Raw genomic sequence first — 20,291 nt, 5'->3', positions numbered from 1 at the left:
GGCCACTGTAACTTAAAAGGCACATCTACTGCATGACTCATATTGAAAGCACATTTTCTTTTCTTGGTTTAAATCCTTTTATTATTCAATCTTTAACAGAAATGGGATACGTTAAACCTTCTCCTATTCAATTATCTTGTATTCCCTTGCTTTTAGAGGGACGTGACGTATTAGGAATGGCGCAGACTGGAAGTGGTAAAACAGCTGCTTTTGCACTGCCTTTATTACATAATCTTAAAGTTAATCTAAAGGCTCCTCAAATATTAGTGTTAGCTCCTACACGAGAACTAGCAGTTCAAGTTGCTGAAGCGTTTTCAGATTTTTCTAAGCATATGATTGGAATACATGTCTTACCTTTATATGGTGGACAAAGATATGAACTTCAGCTACGTGCATTACGACAAGGACCTCAAATTGTTGTAGGTACTCCAGGACGATTGTTAGATCATTTAAAAAGAGGAACATTAGATCTTTCAAATTTACATGGATTAGTTTTAGACGAAGCAGACGAAATGTTACGTATGGGATTTATAGAAGATGTAGAAACTATTATGACAAAAATCCCAAAAGAACATCAAACTGCATTATTTTCAGCTACAATGCCTGAAGCCATACGTCGTATTTCTAAACGTTTTATGAAAAATCCAAAAGAAATTAAGATACAATCTAACATTACTACACGTCCTGATATTAAACAAAGTTATTGGATGGTATACGGTCGTAAAACTGATGCATTAATTCGTTTTTTAGAAGCAGAAGATTTTTCTGCTACAATTATTTTTGTTAGAACAAAAAATGCAACTTTAGAAGTCTCAGAAGCATTAGAACGAAATGGATATAATAGTGCCGCGTTAAATGGAGATATGAATCAGGCATTAAGAGAACAAACTTTAGAACGATTAAAAAATGGTAGATTAGATATTTTAATTGCCACTGACGTCGCTGCACGTGGTTTAGATGTTGATCGTATTAGTTTTGTTATTAATTATGACATTCCAATGGATTCAGAGTCTTATGTGCATCGTATAGGTCGAACTGGTCGTGCAGGTCGTGCAGGTCGTGCATTACTTTTTGTTGAAAATAGAGAACGTCGTTTATTGCGTAATATAGAACGTACTATAAAACAAACTATTCCAGAAGTTCAATTGCCAAAAATAGAATTGTTATGTCAAAGACGTTTAGAACAATTTGCAAAAAAAGTACAGCAGCAGTTAGAAAGTAGAGATTTAGATCAATACAGTGCGTTATTAGATAAATTATATTCTACAGATGATTTAGATATAAAGACTTTAGCTGCTGCTCTTTTAAAAATGGCTCAAGGTGAACGACCTTTAATTATAAAACCAGACGTAATAAATCGTTCATCTCGTGATTCATTTTTCAAAGATGATCGTCGACGAGAAGGTAATCGAAACAATCGATTACGTCGCAATGAACGTCGTGAAAATAAGGATACAGATTTATATCGTATTGAAGTAGGTCGTAATGATGGAGTAGAAGTTCGTCATATCGTTGGAGCTATTGCTAACGAAGGGAATATTAATAGTCGTAATATTGGTAATATTCGATTGTTTTCTTCTTATTCTACAATTGAATTGCCTAAAGAACTTTCGAAAGATTTATTACAAAATTTTACTCGTACTAGAATTTTAAACAAACCAATTAATATGCAATTATTAATAAATTCTAGATCATATGATAATAAAATATTTCATCGTTCTTCATTAAATAGAGATAAAAATAATAATCGTCGTTTTTCTGAAAATAGTTTGAATAAATCTAATACCTCTAAAAAAAATGAATCTAAAGCTTCTTTTTTTCGTCGTAAAAGTATTTAATATTTTAATTTTTATGCCGCTTTGCGGCATATTAAAAATATGTTTGTTAATATTATAAAAATACTAACTAATTATAATTTTTTAAATGCTATTGCTTCAATTTCTATTTTTACGTTTTTAGGTAATGCTTGAACTTCAACACAAGATCGAGCAGGAAATTCAGATTGATTTTGTATAAAAAATTTTTTATAAATTTCATTAATAATATCAATTTTTTTTAAATCAGTAGTAAAAATTGTTGTTTTAACAATATCTTTTATTTGGAATTGTTGATGTATTAAAATAGATTTAATGTTCATAAGAACTAGATAGGTTTGTTCGCCAATATTTTCAGGTATATGATTAGATATAACGTCAATAGGTATTTGTCCTGATAACATGATAAAATTATCAATTTTAATTGCTTGCGAATAAGGTCCAATAGGTTTAGGAGCATTTGCTGTTTGAATTATATCCTTCATAAAATACCATTTTTTTTATTGTAAATATATAAATATATTATAATAATATCAATATTATTGATATGACAAAACTATATTTTTGGAAAATTCTTTTTCACAATACTGACATTTTAAATGTATATTTTCAAATTTATCTTTTTTAAAGATAAAACTAGATGTTATAAAATTATGATTACTAACACAATTACTATTTGGACAAATTAAAATACGATTAATTGTTTCTGGCAAAGTCGGAAAAATCTTTTCTACTAGATTGTATTCATTAATATAATTTACAGTAGCATATGGAGAATAAATTGCTAATTGATTAATTTGATCATCGCTTAAAAAAGTATTTTCAATTTTTATGATATCTTTTTTCCCTAATTTTTTAGAAGGTAAATTTAAACCTATAGTAATGCGTTTTTCTGTTTCAGTAAATCTAAATAAAGATAGTAGTTTAAAACCGATATTTGCAGGAATATGATCAATTACACTGCCAGATCTAATTGCTTCTACTTGAAGTTTATTTATTTGCATTTTTTTGTCATGAGTGTTGTTCTATTAATACTAAAGATAAAATTGCTTGACGTGCATAAATCCCATTGGCAGCTTGTTTAAAATACCATGCATAAGGTGTATTATCGACATCACGATCTATTTCATCTATGCGAGGAAGAGGATGTAATATTTTTAAATTATCACGTGCATTTTTTAAAGTTTGAGTATGTAATACAAATTTTGATTTTTCATTTGTATATTCAGTAGAGTCTAATCTTTCTTTTTGAATACGAGTCATATATAAAATATCTATTTCAGAAATTACTTCTTCAATATTTTTGTATCTTTTCCAATAAATTTCTTTTTTATCAAGCATATCATTAATATGATTCGGCATTATTAAAGCATCAGGTGAGATGAAAAAAAATTTATTATTGTTAAATTTAGCTAATGCTTGTGTTAGTGAATGAACAGTTCTTCCATATTTAAGATCTCCTACCATGGCAATATTTAAATGCGTTAGTCTATTTTGAGTTTCTTGAATAGTAAAAAGATCTAAGAGAGTTTGTGTTGGATGTTGATTAGCTCCATCTCCTGCATTAAAAATAGGTATTTTATTAGAAAACTCTACAGCTAATCGTGCAGATCCTTCTTGAGGATGTCGAATAATAATTCCGTCTACATAAGAACTAATAACTGAAATTGTATCAGCTAATGTTTCTCCTTTTTTTTTTAAAGAAATATTATTACCATCTGAAAAACCTACCATTGTAGCTCCTAATCTATAAATTGCAGTTTCAAATGATAGACGAGTACGAGTGGAAGCTTCAAAAAAACAACTTGCAATAATTTTATTTTTTAATAAATTAGGTTCAGGTTTTTTTTTAAGAGAAAATGATTTATTTAAAACTAATTCTAATTCTTTACGTTTTAGATCATTAATTGAAATTATACTTTTTTTATATAGAGAATTTCTCAAAATTTATTTATCCTTGATATTTAAAATAAAAATAGCATGAGATGATCTACGATATATAAAAAATTATAATAAATATTAATTTTATAACATTTAAATAATTTATTATAGTAAATTTTACTTTTATTTTTTTAATGTGTCTATTATAAATTATTTTTTTTTAAAAGACTAGATACAAGAAGAGCTTTTATAGTATGTAATCGATTTTCTGCCTGTTCAAAAATAATTTTTTGATTTTCTTTAAAGATATCATCTGTTATTTCCATTCCGTTTTGAAAACCATATTTTTTTAGTATCGATTTTCCCATGTCAGTTTTTTGATCATGTAATGCTGGCAGGCAATGTAAGATTTTCACTTGAGAATTATAAGTCATATTTAACATATTGCGATTAACTTGATAAGGTCTTAATAATTTAATTCTTTTTTCCCATATTTCTTTGCGTTCTCCCATAGATACCCATACGTCAGTATATATAAAATCTACATTTTTTACACCTTCTGCAACATTCTCAGTGCATATTATATTTCTTTTTTTCTTCTTAGCTTCTTCTTGGCAAAATTTAAATAATTTTTTTTCTGGCCAACATTCTTTAGGAGCAACTAAGCGTAGATCTAATCCAACTAATAATGCTGCTTCTAAGAAACTGTTACCTATATTATTATGTGCATCTCCAACATAAGCACATTTTATGTTACAAAATTTTTTTTCTGGGAAATTTTCTTTTATAGTTAATAAATCAGCAAGTAATTGTGTCGGATGAAATTTTTCAGTTAAACCGTTCCATACAGGTGCTTTTGAGTATTTTGATAAAATTTCTATTATTTTATGATCATGACCTCGATATTGAATTCCATCATATAAACGTCCAAGTATTTTGGCAGTATCTTCTATTGATTCTTTTACTCCGAGATGAGTACTTCCTGGTCCAAGATATGTAACATTAGCACCTTGATCAAAAGCAGCAACTTCAAATGAACATCTAGTACGAGTTGATTCTTTTTCAAAAATTAAAGCAATATTTTTTGTTTTAAGCAATGGAATTTCTTTATTATTTTTTTTATCTTTTTTTAGTTTTTCAGCTAATAATATAATATTATTGATTTCTAAAGAAGTAAAATCTAAAAGTCTCAAACAATCACGTTTATAAAGATTATTCATATTAAAATCTCATATTGAAGAAAAATTGTTTTTTAATAAAATTGCAATTGAAGAAAAATTATTTTTATAGTATATAATATTTTTATTAAATTAAAAACATCATAATTTTAATTGCATCAAAAATAGATTTATGTATTGAATATGCTTTTTATTTAAAAAATAATTTAAAGTATAGTAAAATATAATTTTTTAGAAAAATATTTTTTTAAATTAGAATATAAAACATTTTGAATAGAGAAATATCATGAATTTTTTTATAAAGAATTGTTCTTTAGATAAAGAAAAAACTGATTGTATAGTAGTGGGTATTTTTAATTTTTATCAACTTTCTGTTTCTGCCAAACACTTAGATAAATGCAGTAATGGGTATATCAAAAATATAATAAAATTAGGAGACATAAAAGGGGAAATAGGAGAGACACTTATGTTATATAACGTTCCTCAAATTTTTTCTAAAAGAATATTGTTAATAGGTTGTGGTGATAAAAATAATATAAATATATTGATATTTAAAAAAATACTAAAAAATACAATAAATATTTTAAAAAAAATTTCTGTAAAAAATATTATTTGTTCTTTGATTGATATAAATATTAGCGATCAATACAACATATATTGGCTGATTAGAGTGACTGTTCTTGCTATAAGGGAAAATCTTTATAAAATTATAAAAATAAATAAAAAAGATAGCAATCATTTAAATTTAAATTTAATTACATTAAATATTTTAAAAGAAAATGATTTTTTTATCGCTCAAACATCTTTAAAACATGCATTAGCAATTGATCGTGGAATTTCTTATGCAAAAAATCTTAGCAATTTACCTCCTAATATTTGTAATCCTTTGTATTTATCCCATCAAGCTCAAAAAATTTTTAAAAAATATAAAAAAAATATTACTGTCGATATTATTGATTTTATAGAAATGAAAAATTTAAAAATGAATGCTTATCTAGCAGTTGGAGATGGTGCAAAAAATAAACCATTTATGTCTGTAATAAAATATTCTGGTAATAATATAATTAATAAAAAAGTAATTGCCTTAGTAGGAAAAGGTTTAACTTTTGATTCTGGAGGAATATCTATAAAACCTTCTTTAAATATGGATGAAATGAAATATGATATGTGTGGTGCTGCAGCAGTATATGGTATTTTAATTATGGCTGCTGAATTACAGCTACCTTTAACAATAATAGGAATCATAGCTAGTTGTGAAAATATGATTGGAAGTAATTCTTTTAGACCAGGAGATGTTTTAACTACTATGTCTGGTCGAACAGTGGAAGTATTGAATACTGATGCTGAAGGACGTTTGGTATTATCTGATGCTTTAACATATGTAGAACGTTTTTCTCCAAATATAGTTATTGATATTGCAACATTAACTGGAGCATGTGTTACAGCATTAGGAGAATCTGTAAGTGGTCTCTTTACTAATAGTGAAGATCTTGCAAAAGAATTAAATCGAGCTTCTCAGCAAACAGATGATAAAATATGGCGTTTGCCATTATTTTTAGAATATCAAAAACAACTTAGTTCTGATATTGCAGATTTATCTAATATTGGAAAAGGAAAAGCTGGTGCTATAACTGCTGCGTTTTTTCTTTCTTATTTTACACGGAAATATAATTGGGCGCATTTAGATATTGCTGGAACTGCATGGAAATCTGGTAAAAATAAAGGAGCAACAGGTCGTCCTGTCGAACTTTTATCTCAATTTTTATTAAATCAATCAAACTATACTTATTCTTAAGTAACTTAAATAATATACTGCTAATTTTTATTAATTAAGATACTATCTTTTTTACATGGCACTATCGCCTCTTTTATTAATTAATAGTTAAATATAATGGAAAAAATTTATAATCCTAAACATATTGAAGAATTTTTTTATAGTTTTTGGGAAAAAAATGGATATTTTAAACCTGATAATACTAAGCAAGAAACTTTTTGCATTATGATGCCACCTCCAAATATTACAGGTAGTTTGCATATGGGACATGCTTTTCAACAGACAATTATGGATATTTTAATTCGTTATCACAGAATGCAAGGAAAAAATACATTTTGGCAAGTAGGAACAGATCATGCTGGAATAGCAACACAAATATTAGTTGAAAACAAAATATTTTTAGAAGAAAATAAAACTAAAAAAAATTTTAATAGAAATGATTTTGTAAAAAAAATTTGGAAATGGAAAAAAGAATCTAATAGTATTATTACTAAGCAAATGAGACGTTTAGGGATTTCTGTTGATTGGGATCATGAAAAATTTACTTTAGATCCTGGTATCTCTATAGCTGTTAGAGAAGCCTTTATTTTATTATATAAAAAAAATTTTATTTATCAAAAAAAAAGATTAGTGCACTGGGACTCAAAATTAGAAACTGTAATTTCAGATTTAGAAGTAGATCATCGTTTAATAAAAGGAAAAAAGTGGTTTATTCGATATCCAATTATTCAAAAAAATTCTGTTTTAGATGATAAAATACAATATTTAGTGATTTCAACAACAAGACCTGAAACCTTGTTTGGAGATACAGCTATTGCTATTCATCCTGAAAACCATAAATACAATAGTTTTATTGGTCAATATGTAAAATGTCCTATAATTAATAGAGTTATTCCTATTATTAAAGATAAATATGCAGATATAGAAAAAGGAACAGGTTGTGTAAAAATTACACCAGCACATGATTTTAATGATTATAAAGTAGGATTTAGTCATAAATTGCCAATGATTAATATTTTTACTTTTGATGGACGAATAAAATCTGTTGCTGAAGTTTATGATTATCAAGGTAATGCATCCACAGAACATAGTACATTTATTCCCTATCAATTTCAAAAATTAGACATTTTATCTGCACGTATTAAAGTTATTGAAAAATTAAAAAAATTAGGACTTTTAGAAAAAGTTGAAGAATGTAATATTGTCATTCCTTGTAGTGATAGAAGTGGTTCTATAATTCAACCAATGATAACTAATCAATGGTACTTACAAACATCTAAATTAGCACAAGTTGCTTTAAAAGCTGTTAAAGATAAAAAAATAAATTTTATACCCCAACAATATGAAACCATGTACTCATCTTGGATGAAAAATATTGAAGATTGGTGTATTTCTCGCCAGTTATGGTGGGGACACCGTATTCCAATTTGGTACGATGATGATAAAAATATATATGTTGGACATAATGAAGAAGAAATACGCAAAGAATATTCTTTATCAAATAATATTCATCTAAAACAAGAAAATGATGTTTTAGATACTTGGTTTTCTTCTGGATTATGGACTTTTTCTACTTTAGGATGGCCTAAAAAAACTGAATTTTTAAAATTATTTCATCCTACTAATGTTTTAGTTAGTGGTTTTGATATTATTTTTTTTTGGATCTCTAGAATGATTATGTTAACAATGTACTTTATTAAAGATAAACGAGGATTATCTCAAGTTCCTTTTAAAAATGTATATATAACAGGTTTAATTCGAGATGAAGATGGAAAAAAAATGTCTAAATCGAAAGGCAACGTAATTGATCCTATTGATATGATAGATGGCATCTCATTGAATAAATTAATTGAAAAAAGAACGAATAATCTATTACAATCTAAATTGCATGATAAAATCATACAACGTACTACAAAACAATTTCCTAAAGGAATTGAATCAACTGGTACGGATGCACTGCGTTTTACTTTTTCTGCTTTAGCATCAAGTACTCGTGATATACAATGGGATATGAGCAGATTAAAAGGATATCGTAATTTTTGTAATAAACTTTGGAATGCTAGTAGATTTGTCATTTTAAATATAAAGAATCATAGTTTTTTAAATTTTTGCGTAAAAGATAGTATGTCATTAATAAATAAATGGATTTTAATAGAATTCAATAATACAGTTAAATTATATCGAAAATCTTTAGATACTTATCGTTTTGACGTTGCTGCTAATGTTTTATATGATTTTGTTTGGAATGTATTTTGTGATTGGTATTTAGAATTTGTAAAAATAATAATTAAACAAGGTTCTTCTAAAGAAGAATATTTTACTAAAAATATTTTAATATATATTCTTGAATCACTTTTAAGATTAGCGCATCCTATTATTCCATTTATTACTGAAGCAATTTGGCAGCGTGTAAAATTAATTCGAAATATTACAGATAAAACAATTATGTTGCAATTATTTCCAGAGTATAATGATGAATTGTACGATAAAAAAGTTTTATACAATATGAATTTTATACAAAAAATTGTTGTTTTTTTAAGAAATATTAGAGTTAACATGAATATTAATGCAACTAAATTAATACCATTATTTTTATATAATCTTACTATTGAACAAGAAAAAATTATTAAAGAAAATTCTTTATTACTCAAAAAAATATCTTTTTTAGATAATATTATTATACTATTTGAAAAATATGATAGAGATTTATGTGTTCAAGAAATAATTGATGGAGTAGAAGTAGTTGTACCTATTCTTAAATTAGTAGATAAAGAAATAGAGTTGCAGAGATTAATAAAAGAAGAAAAAAAAATAAAATTAAATATATTAAAAATTCAAAAAAAAGTTTTAAATAAAAAATTTTTAGAGTATGCCCCAAAAAATATAGTCATTGAACAAAAAGATAATCTATCTAAATTGAATGAAATATATAAAAAAATATCTAAAAAAATAAAATTTTTTAAAAATTTAACTCATTAATTAAAAATAATTTTTATAGTCAATTTCTATATATTGTTTTAATTTAATAATTAAAGGTTGTTTTAAATGCGAATTTTACATAATGTTGCTTCAAAAAAAGAACTAAAAAAATTAATGTTATTAAAACAAGAAAATCGTTTTACACTATCTTTTTATAAATATTTCAATATTACTAATCCTCAGGATTATCGAGATAAAATTTATAAAAAATTTTATAAATATAATGTTTTAGGAAGAGTTTATATAGCTGAAGAAGGCATTAATGCACAAATAAGCGTTCCAGTAAAAAATTATTTTTTTTTAAAAGATTTTTTATATCAATCTAATTTAGAACTAAACAATTTAAGAATTAATAAATCATTAGATGATAAAAAATCTTTTTGGGTTTTATCTGTGAAAGTCAAAAAAAAAATTGTACAAGATGGCATTACAATACCTTTTTTTAATCCTAATAATGTTGGAACTTATATTAAAGCAAAAAAATTTAATTTAATGTTAAATGATCCAAAAATTATTTTTATTGATATGAGAAATTCTTACGAATATGCTATTGGTCATTTTAAAAAAGCAATAGAAATTAAAAGTACAACTTTTAGAGAACAATTAAAAAAAATAATAAAATTATTTGATTATGCGAAAAATAAAAAAATTGTTATGTATTGTACTGGTGGTATTCGATGTGAAAAAGCTACCGCTTGGATGAAATTTAATGGTTTTAAATATATTTATCATTTAGAAGGTGGCATTATTGGTTATGTTCACAATGCTAAAAAACATGGATTACCAATTCTTTTTAAAGGAAAAAATTTTGTTTTTGATCATCGAATGAGTGAAAAAATATCAGATGAAATTATATCGTATTGTCAACAATGCAATCAATCTTCTGATAGATATATTAATTGTCACTATGATTTATGTCATCTTCTTTTTATTCAATGTCCAAAATGTTCTATTACTTTTAATAATTGCTGTTCTTTAAAATGCATGGAAAAAATGAATAAATAAAAATACTCTATTGTAATATATATATAATATATATTAATAAAATTATTTATTTTTTTTATATAAACTTTGTTCTAACAATTCCCAATATAAAAATTTTTTCTCTAATATTTTCTCTTCTTGGGTTAATTTTGTTAAGATTAATAATCGTTCTTTTAATTTTTTTTGTAAAAAATATGGTCCGTTAGCTTCATTTTGAAGTTTTTTAATATTATCTTCTATTTTTTCTATAGAACACAATACTTGACGAAGCTTTTTATTAAAGTGATTATTTTTTTTATTTTTTATAGAAAAATGTGATTGATGTGTTTTTATTTTTAATTTTTTAAAATTGTTTTTTTCTTCTTTAAAAGATTCATAATTTCCTAAATGAGTGCTAATTGATCCATTTTTTTTAAAATACCAAAATTTATTTACTGTATTTTGAATAAATGTTTTATCATGACTAACTATTATAACAGTGCCTTTATAATCTATGATAATATTTTCTAATAATTGCAATGTATCTAAATCTAGATCGTTTGTAGGTTCATCAAGGATTAAAACATTGCTTGGCTGCAAAAATAATAAAGCTAAAAGTAATCTATTACATTCGCCACCAGATAATGTTTTAACTAGAATTTTTAATTGATTAGGTTGAAAATTAAAACTTTTTAGATATCCTATAATATGTTTTTCTTTTCCATTGAATATAATTTTATCTGTTCCATAAGATATATTATCAATAATAGATTTATTAGGATTCAATATGGATCTATTTTGATCAAAATATGCTATTCTTAATCCTGTACCTGTATAAACTTCTCCTTTTTGAGGTTTTTTTTCTCCTGTAAGAATTTTTATTATAGTACTTTTCCCGCATCCATTTTTACCAATTATTCCTAATTTATCACCATGTTGAATAGTTGATGAAAAGTTTTTAATAATATATTCTTTATTAATTAGAAAATCTATATTTTTTAATTTAAAAATTATTTTTCCTAAAGTATTTTCAGATTGATTAATTTTTATATTATTTAATTGTTCTATTTTTTTATATTCTTTATGTTCTATTCGTAATTTTTTTAAGTTTTTAAATCTTCCTTCATTACGAGTTGAACGTGCTTTTATTCCCTTTCTAATCCATTTTTCTTCTTTTTCTAAATTTTTATCAAATAATTTTTTTTGTATTTTTTCAATTCGATAACTATCATTTTTTAATTTTATAAAGTTTTTGTAATCTCCTGGCCAAGAAACTAATTTTCCACGATCAAGATCTATAATACGTGTAGATATATTTTGAATAAAATGTCTATCATGTGAGACGAATAATATACTACCGGAAAATTTTTTTAAAAACTTTTCAAGCCATGAAACTGTTTTCATATCTAAATGATTTGTAGGTTCGTCTAATAATAATAAATCAGGATTTCCTATTAATACACGACCTAATGCAACTTTTCTTAATAGTCCTCCTGATAATTTAGATAATAAAGTATTTTTATTTAATTGAATTAAATTAATTATTTTTTCTACTTCTATTGTACTATTTGTATTTTTTTTTTTATTATCTTGGTTTCTAATTAAACTTAAATGAATAAAATCATATATAGATATGTTTATATTTCTAGGATTTTCTTGTTTTAAATAATTAATATTTATATTTTTTTTGTAAATAATACGTCCTTTGTCTAATTCTTGTTTTTTATTAATAACTTTTAAAAGAGTAGATTTTCCAGTTCCATTTTTACCAATTAAACACACTCTTTCATTATTGTTAATATGTAATGTGCTATTTTTTAAAATTTCTATATTACTAAATGATAAATAAGCATTCTGAATATTAATTAAAGGCATAAATTTTTTCTATCCTTAATTTTTTCTATCCTTGAAGTTTCATTGACTATGTGTTATTAACCAAGAATGGTAAATTTTTGAATTTTTTAAATAATCTTTAGATTGAGTTTTTTTTGTAATATTTTTTACATGTAATTTTATCTTATTTAAATGATTAATATCAATTGTAAAATTTTTTGTAGAGCTTGAAAAAATAATATAGCCTTTATTATTTAAAATTTTTTTTAAATCAGTCATTAAATCAAGATAATCTCTTTTTAAATCAAATGATTGATGCATTTTTTTAGAGTTTGAAAAAGTAGGTGGATTTATAAATATTAGATCAAATTTTTTTTTGTTTTTTTTGACCCAATTTATACAATCAGATTGAATAAAAATATTTTTAGAATTTGTTAAATTATTAATAGACATATTACGTTTAGACCATCGAATATAAGTATTGGATATATCTACACTAGTTGTACTTTTTGCTTCTCCTAATCCAGCATAAACAGTTGCAGTTCCTGTATATGAAAATAAGTTTAAAAAATCTTTTCCTTTAGACATGCTTCCTAATAATTTTCTTATTAATCTTTTATCTGAAAACAATCCAGTATCTAAATAATCTACTAAGTTAACTAAGAACTTTGCATAATATTCTTGAATTAAAATAAAAGTATTACTATTAAATAGTTTATTATATTGTGTTTTATTTTTGTTTTTTTTTCTAATTTTTAATATTATTCTATTTATAGAAATAGATAATATTTTTTTAGTATAATAAATAGCATGACATAATCTTTTAAATGATTTTTTATCATGGATTAATTTTGGTGCTTTATATTCCTGAATCACTACCCATTGATCATAAACATCTACTACTATATTGTAGTTTGGTAAATCAGCATTGTATACTCGAAAACATTGTATTTTTTCTAAATCAGCCCATTTTTTTAACTTTTTAAAGTTTTTTCTTAATCTATCTTGATATTCAGTATTTTTAATATCTATATTTTTAAAAAAAATTTCATAATTTTTTTGAATGCAACTTAATGAACCATTTTTTAATAAAAATTCTTTATATGATTGCATTTGTAAAAATTTTAACAAAAATATAGATGAACTAAAAATTGATAACTTCCAATTGCTAAAATATTTTTTTGCTGTTATTCCTAATTGTACATATAATCCTAATAATTGATTTTCGGATTTATATCTTTCTCCATAAGGTGGATTACACAATAATATTCCTTTTTCTTTTTTATTATAAGTATTTTTTAAATCATTTAAGTCTTGTGTAAAAAAATGAATTATTTTTGATAAACCTGCATTCGATGCATTTATCTGAGCTTTTTTTATAATTTCAGGGTTGTAATCATAACCAATAAAATAATTTTTAAAGCATTTTTTCTTTCCTATTTTAAATCTTTCTTGAGCTGTTTTAACAATATTATCCCATAATTTTTTATTATGCTGTTTCCATGATTGAAATCCCCATTTTGATCTTGTTAATCCAGGAGCTCTATCAGAAGCTATCATAGCTGCTTCAATTAATAAAGTGCCTGATCCACACATAGGGTCTATCATTGGAATTTTTTGATTCCATCCTGAATTTAGTACGATTGCTGCAGCTAAATTTTCTTTAATGGGGGTTATGTGATGAAATTTGCGGTATTCTCTTTTATTTAAAGATTCTCCACTTAAATCAAGCATAATATGTATAGTATTGTTTAATAATAATGATTTGATTCGAATATCTGGTTTATTAAGATTAATATTCGGACGGCAAGATAATTTTTTTTTAAATTGATCAACAATAGCATCTTTTATAATTAAGGATCCAAATAAACTATTACGAATAATACTGTTTGTACCTTTAAAATTAACTAAAAAAGTATAATTTACATCAAAAATTTTAGTCCAATTAATGGAATATATATTATGATAAAGATCTGTAATATTATTTATATTAAATTTTTTTATGCATAAAAAAATACGTGATGCAATTCTACTCCACATTAAACTATTATATAATAAAAATTCATCACCTTCGTAATAAATTCCTCCATTTTTTATATTTAAATTTTTAGCTCCTAAAAATAATAGTTCTTTTTCCAATAATATTTCTGTACCAAAATTTGCGCTTGCAAATAAATATTTCATGTTTATACTTATTTAATTAAATAGAAAATTATTTTTTGACAGCTTAATAGATATTTGAATTATAAATAATAATTTGATAAATTTTATATTTGATCAATAATTCTTTCAATTAATTTCGGTCCATGATATACCATTCCAGAATAAATTTGTATTAATGTAGCACCTGATTTAATTTTTTCTTTTGCTGAATCAATAGAATTAATTCCACCTACTCCAATAATTGGAATTTTTTTATTTAAATTTTTTGATAATATTGAAATTACATTAGTGCTTTTTTTTTGTAAAGGTAATCCACTGATTCCTCCTTTTTCTAAATTATTTTTTAATCCTGGTACTACTAAATGATCTATAGTTGTGTTAGTTGCAATTACTGCATCTATTTTGTATTTAATTAACTGTTTAGAAATTTGAACTAGTTCTTCTTTTGAAAGATCTGGTGAGATTTTAATAGCAATAGGAACATATTTTAAATATTTTTTTTGTAGTTCTTTTTGTTTATTTTTTACATGATATAATAAATTTTGAAAAATTTTTCCATATTGTAATGTTCTTAAACTTGTAGTATTAGGTGAAGAAATATTAATAGCAATGTAGCTAGCATAGGTATAAATCTTTTCAATACATATTAAATAATCATTAATTGCATTTTTTATACTAGTGTTTTCATTTTTTCCAATATTTACTCCTATTATTCCTTTAAAATTAGATGTTTTTATGTTTTTAATTAAATTATCTATTCCAAGATTATTAAAACCCATTCTATTAATTATTCCTTCTACAGGAATAATTCTAAACATTCTAGGTTTAGGATTACCTATTTGAGGCAAAGGAGTCACTGTTCCTACTTCAATAAAACCAAATCCTATTCTCGATAAAGCATTTATATATTCTCCATTTTTATCTATTCCGGCTGCAGTTCCTAAAGGATTTTTAAAAGTTAAACCCATACACTGAATGTTTTTTGATGGTTTTATAGATTTAGAAAAAAAAAATTAAATAATTTATTTTTTTTAATTTTTAAATATTGTAATGCTAAAAAATGAGCTTTTTCAGGTTCTATTGAAAACAAAAATTTACGAATTAAATAATAAAACATTATAATTCCTTTTTGATGTAAAGTAAAATTTGAATTATAAATAAAATCATTTTAATGTATTATATCTTTTTTTAAAAGATATTATTTATTGAAAATTGATAACTTTTTTATTTATGTTATATTTTATGTCAATGTTCAAAATAATGTTGTTTATTATTACTAGATAAACTTATTAGATAAACATAAAATTATATATAATAGTTATTATATATTAGTAAAAAATATATAACATCAAATATACTATGAAACAAAATAATCATTTAATTGTAAAAACATTTCTTGATACTGATGCATATAAACTTCATATGCAACAAGCTATTTTTTATCATTATAAAAATGTATATGTAGCAGCTAAATTTATTTGTAGAGGAAAAAATTTTTTAGGATGTTATTCTAATATTTTATATAAACAAATTAGTATGATGAAGTCTTTGACTTTAAGTCATGAAGAATATCTTTATATGAATTCTTTACCTTTTTTTAAAAAAGAATATTTACATTGGTTAAAAAAATTTCGTTATAATATTTCACAAGTAAAAATAAATAACTATCATAATCAATTACATATTCATATAACGGGCTTATGGAAAGAAGTAATATTATGGGAAGTTCCGATTCTATCTTTAATTAGTGAAATTTTTCATAGTAATTTTCATCCAAAAATTAGTTCTCAAAATGCTGTTAAATATTTAGATTATAAATTAATAAAATTTTTTAAATATACTAAAAATATAGATTTATCTGATTTAAAAATTATTGATTTTGGCACAAGAAGAAGATTTTCTTATGATGTACAATATTCTGTTATTAAAAGATTAAAAGAAACATTTCCCTTTTTAATTGGTTCAAGTAATTATCATATAGCACGTATATTAAAATTAAAACCATTTGGAACACAAGCGCATGAATGGTTTCAAGCACATCAACAAATTAGTTCTAATTTAAAAAATAGTCAAATAATGGCATTGCAAACATGGTTAAATCAATATCAAAGTCATCTAAGCATTGCTCTAACAGATTCTATTACAATGGATGCATTTTTAAATGATTTTAATTTACATTTTAGTTCTTTATATAAAGGAATCAGGCATGATTCAGGAGATCCAGTTCAATGGGGTGAAAAAGCTTTAAGACATTATGAAAAATTAGGAATAGACCCTTTTACTAAAACATTAGTTTTTTCAGATAATCTAAATTTTGAAAAAATTATATCTCTTTATAAAAAGTTTCATAATAGAATTAATGTTATATTTGGAATAGGAACAAAATTAACTTGTGATATTCCATATGTAGAACCATTAAATATTGTAATTAAATTAGTAACATGTAACGGTAAACCTGTTGCTAAAATTTCTGATAGTCCAGGAAAAACATTTTGTTTAGATAAAAAATTTTTAAAAGAGTTATATGAAGCTTTTAAGTTGCCAGTAAAAAAATATTAATCATTGATATTTTTAATAATTTTAAAGAAAATTTTTCTATTTTATTATCTTATATTTATAAAATATATTTTAAAATAATCATAAGGGAAAATATTTAATGAACAGAGTATCAATATTAGATATATATAAGGATAATATTATAGTTAATACTGTAATTACCGTATGCGGATGGGTTCGCAGTCGTCGAGATTCTAAATTAGGGTTTTCATTTATTACAACCTATGATGGTTCATGTTTTGATGCTGTTCAAGTTATTGCTAATAATTCTTTATCTAACTATGATAAAGAAATATTACATTTAACTATCGGTTGTTCTGTTATGATTACTGGAATGTTAATACATTCTATCGGTAGTAAACAAAAATATGAAATTCAGGCTAAAATAATTAAAGTTATAGGATGGGTTGAAAATCCTAGTACATATCCTATTTCCGCTAAAAATCATAGTATAGAATATTTAAGAGAAGTGGCTCATCTAAGATCTAGAACAAATTTAATAGGTGTTATAGCTAGAATAAGAAATCATGTATTACAAAAATTACATCTTTTTTTTTATAAAAGAGGTTATTATTGGATTCCAACTCCTATTATTACCGGACTAAATACCGAAGGTGCTGGAGAAATGTTTCGTGTTTCAACTTTAGATATGAAGAATATTCCTAAAAATAAGAATGGAACCGTTGATTTTAAAAAAGATTTTTTTGGAAAAGAATCTTTTTTAACTGTTTCGGGTCAATTAAATATCGAAACATATGCTTGTGCTTTATCAAGAGTTTATAGTTTTGGACCTACATTTCGTGCTGAAAATTCTAATACTAGCCGTCATTTAGCAGAATTTTGGATGCTTGAAGTAGAATCAGCTTTTACGAATTTAAATAATATATCCGATCTTGCTGAGTGTATGTTAAAATATATTTTTAAATCTGTTTTAAAAGATTGTATCTCAGATATTAATTTTCTTAAAAATTATATTGATGCTGATATAATTAAACGTTTAAATAAATTATTATTAGTAAATTTTATACGAATAGATTACATAGATGCTGTAAACATCTTAATAAAATATAAAAAGAAATTTAAAAATTCTATTTTTTTAGGAGCAGATTTATCTTCTGAACATGAGCGTTTTCTTGTGGAACAACATTTTAAAATACCTGTGATAATAAAAAATTATCCAAAAGAATTAAAAGCGTTTTACATGAGATTAAATGATGATAAGAAAACTGTTGCTGCAATGGATTTATTAGTCCCAAATATTGGAGAATTAATAGGTGGTTCTCAACGAGAAGAACGTATTTCAATACTAGATGAACGTTTATTAGAATTAAAATTAAAAAAAGAAGATTATTGGTGGTATCGAGATCTTCGTAGGTATGGAACAGTTCCGCATTCAGGTTTTGGAATGGGTTTTGAAAGATTAATTTCTTATATTACTGGAATTTCTAACATTCGAGATATAATACCATTTCCAAGAACTGTGAATAGTTCAAATTTTTAATTAAAATATTTTATATATTTCTTAAATAAAAATTTTATACTAGTAATGCTGCTATTTTAAAAAAAGAAAATAAGTACTATTTTATAGTATGAATATAAATTAAAACTATTTTTAGCAAAAGGTAGCATAAATTCATGAAAAATCAAAAAACTTTAGCAGTGATAATACCTATATTATTGGCTGCTAGCAATGGAGTTAATGCTGTAGATATTTTTAATAAAAACGGTAAAAAACTAGAATTGTATGGTAGTATCAATCCTAATCACAAGTTTTCTCATGATTTTTTATCAACAAAGATTATATCTGATGATGATGATACAAATGCGATTTTAGGTTTATCAGGAGAAATGCGTATTACTGATGATCTTTTAGGGTATGGTTCTGTTGAATATAAAAGTGATTTTTTTATACCAGAATTATTATCAAATAAGCAACAGTCAAATACTATACGTTTAGGGTATGCTGGTTTTAAATATGGTGATTGGGGTTCAATAGATTATGGTCGAAATTATGGTGTTTTTCACGATGCAAAATCATTAACAGAACGTTCTCCCTACATTAATACTAAAAGTGTATTTTCTTCTAATGATAATTACATGATAGGAAGAAATAATAGTTTACTTACTTATAGAAATAATAACTTTTTTGGTTTAATTGACGGTGTTAGTTTTGCATTGCAATATCAAGATGCATCTAAAAACAGAGTTAATAGTAAACAAAATGATTTTGGTTGGGGTGCTTCAGTAAAATATGAAAATAATGTAGGATTAACAGCTGTAGGTTCTTGTTTTTCTTCTAAAACACTTGACGATAAATCATTATCTAATGATAAAAAATCATCTTCTGTAGATGCATATGGATTAGGCATTAAATATGATGCTAATGATCTTTATATTGCAGCTTTTTATGGTGAAGGTCATAATTTAAAAACAACTCTGAATGTTATTAATCAATCTGATGTCTCTGATGAACAACCGTTTATTAATAAAACACAAAATATTGAAGCTATCGCAGAATATAATTTTCATTCCGGTTTTCATCCTTCTTTAAGTTATTTAGATTCTAAAGGACAAAATTCAAACATTAAAGATTTATCTAACAAAAACAGTGTGGAACTAACAAAAGAAATTAATATTTCTACTCGTTATGAGTTTAATAAAAATATTTCAACATATATGAATTATAAAATTAATTTATTAAAAAATAATGCCTTTACTATAAATAATCATCTTTCTAAAGACAATATTATTGGTGCTGGAATAGTTTATCAATTCTAATTATTTTAAATTTTATAATAATTAAGAGTTAGGTCTTTCTACTGTTCATATTTTTAAATAATTAATTATTTAACTAAATGTCAGTAGAAAGTACTACTCTTAGTATAAATAAAAAAATTTATTTTTTTCTTAATTAAGAAAAATTTATATGTTTGCATATAGTTATTAAAAAATAATTAATTTTCTTAAATAAAATAAAATTATTTTTGTATCTCATTAAAATGACTAGTTCTATTTATTTTTTATTAACGCAATTTTTTTAAATATTATTTTCCTTTTTTTTACTAACATTAAAAGATAAGGATTATTTCTTCTATAAATGCAATTATGTAAATAGTATTTTGAGATAACAGTATACAAGTATGCTAATAA

General features: G+C 24.0%; 13 protein-coding genes and 1 pseudogene. 7 read left to right on the top strand and 7 right to left on the bottom strand.

The features are described from left to right. The first annotated feature begins 32 nt into the window (after positions 1-32). On the top strand, positions 33-1,838 hold the full coding sequence (locus D9V59_RS01880; protein WP_158364563.1) for a DEAD/DEAH family ATP-dependent RNA helicase: 1,806 nt from the start codon (positions 33-35) through the stop codon (positions 1,836-1,838). A gap of 71 nt (positions 1,839-1,909) precedes the next feature. Here D9V59_RS01880 and D9V59_RS01875 read toward each other — a convergent pair whose 3' ends face one another. The 4 genes from D9V59_RS01875 to argF form a co-directional block, all read right to left on the bottom strand. After that, positions 1,910-2,299, bottom strand: coding sequence for a Rid family detoxifying hydrolase (locus D9V59_RS01875; protein WP_158364561.1), 390 nt, complete (start codon positions 2,297-2,299; stop codon positions 1,910-1,912). 54 nt (positions 2,300-2,353) lie between these two features. Beyond that, the gene (gene pyrI / locus D9V59_RS01870) at positions 2,354-2,818 is read right to left on the bottom strand and encodes an aspartate carbamoyltransferase regulatory subunit (protein ID WP_158364559.1); all 465 of its coding nucleotides are present in this window, start codon (positions 2,816-2,818) and stop codon (positions 2,354-2,356) included. A gap of 7 nt (positions 2,819-2,825) precedes the next feature. Then, entirely contained in the window at positions 2,826-3,758 is a 933-nt protein-coding gene (gene pyrB, locus D9V59_RS01865) for an aspartate carbamoyltransferase (RefSeq protein ID WP_158364557.1), read from the bottom strand. A gap of 140 nt (positions 3,759-3,898) precedes the next feature. After that, positions 3,899-4,915 carry an ornithine carbamoyltransferase gene (gene argF / locus D9V59_RS01860; RefSeq protein WP_158364555.1) on the bottom strand — a complete coding sequence of 339 codons (1,017 nt, stop codon included), beginning with the start codon at positions 4,913-4,915 and terminating at the stop codon, positions 3,899-3,901. Positions 4,916-5,159: 244 nt separating this feature from the next. Between argF and D9V59_RS01855 the strand changes: the two genes are divergently transcribed. From D9V59_RS01855 to D9V59_RS01845, 3 genes are all read left to right on the top strand, one after another. Beyond that, positions 5,160-6,668 carry a leucyl aminopeptidase gene (locus tag D9V59_RS01855; RefSeq protein WP_158364553.1) on the top strand — a complete coding sequence of 503 codons (1,509 nt, stop codon included), beginning with the start codon at positions 5,160-5,162 and terminating at the stop codon, positions 6,666-6,668. A 96-nt stretch (positions 6,669-6,764) separates the two neighbouring features. After that, positions 6,765-9,626 carry a valine--tRNA ligase gene (locus D9V59_RS01850; protein ID WP_158364551.1) on the top strand — a complete coding sequence of 954 codons (2,862 nt, stop codon included), beginning with the start codon at positions 6,765-6,767 and terminating at the stop codon, positions 9,624-9,626. Between the two features lie 66 nt (positions 9,627-9,692). Beyond that, positions 9,693-10,631 carry a rhodanese-related sulfurtransferase gene (locus tag D9V59_RS01845; RefSeq protein WP_158364549.1) on the top strand — a complete coding sequence of 313 codons (939 nt, stop codon included), beginning with the start codon at positions 9,693-9,695 and terminating at the stop codon, positions 10,629-10,631. 42 nt (positions 10,632-10,673) lie between these two features. Here D9V59_RS01845 and D9V59_RS01840 read toward each other — a convergent pair whose 3' ends face one another. From D9V59_RS01840 to pyrD, 3 genes and pseudogenes are all read right to left on the bottom strand, one after another. Continuing rightward, complete coding sequence (locus D9V59_RS01840; protein WP_158364547.1) at positions 10,674-12,464, bottom strand: ATP-binding cassette domain-containing protein; 1,791 nt, start codon at positions 12,462-12,464, stop codon at positions 10,674-10,676. 39 nt (positions 12,465-12,503) lie between these two features. Then, a complete protein-coding gene (gene rlmKL, locus D9V59_RS01835) occupies positions 12,504-14,606 on the bottom strand; it encodes a bifunctional 23S rRNA (guanine(2069)-N(7))-methyltransferase RlmK/23S rRNA (guanine(2445)-N(2))-methyltransferase RlmL (RefSeq protein ID WP_158364545.1) in 2,103 nt (700 codons plus the stop codon). A gap of 83 nt (positions 14,607-14,689) precedes the next feature. After that, positions 14,690-15,702 (bottom strand): annotated as a pseudogene (pyrD, locus tag D9V59_RS01830) (quinone-dependent dihydroorotate dehydrogenase). Between the two features lie 242 nt (positions 15,703-15,944). Here pyrD and pncB point away from each other — a divergent pair. From pncB to D9V59_RS01810, 3 genes are all read left to right on the top strand, one after another. Continuing rightward, positions 15,945-17,144, top strand: a complete 1,200-nt coding sequence (gene pncB, locus D9V59_RS01820; protein WP_158364539.1) for a nicotinate phosphoribosyltransferase — start codon at positions 15,945-15,947, stop codon at positions 17,142-17,144. A gap of 97 nt (positions 17,145-17,241) precedes the next feature. Then, positions 17,242-18,642, top strand: coding sequence for an asparagine--tRNA ligase (gene asnS / locus D9V59_RS01815; RefSeq protein WP_158364537.1), 1,401 nt, complete (start codon positions 17,242-17,244; stop codon positions 18,640-18,642). 134 nt (positions 18,643-18,776) lie between these two features. Further along, entirely contained in the window at positions 18,777-19,919 is a 1,143-nt protein-coding gene (locus tag D9V59_RS01810) for a porin (protein WP_158364535.1), read from the top strand. Positions 19,920-20,291 lie beyond the last annotated feature (372 nt).

It is taken from the genome of Buchnera aphidicola (Artemisaphis artemisicola) (genome assembly GCF_005082365.1).
Taxonomy (GTDB): Bacteria; Pseudomonadota; Gammaproteobacteria; order Enterobacterales; family Enterobacteriaceae; genus Buchnera; species Buchnera aphidicola_AR.
Note: the sequence above shows the minus strand (reverse complement) of the source record. Positions and strands in the feature narration are given on the sequence as shown.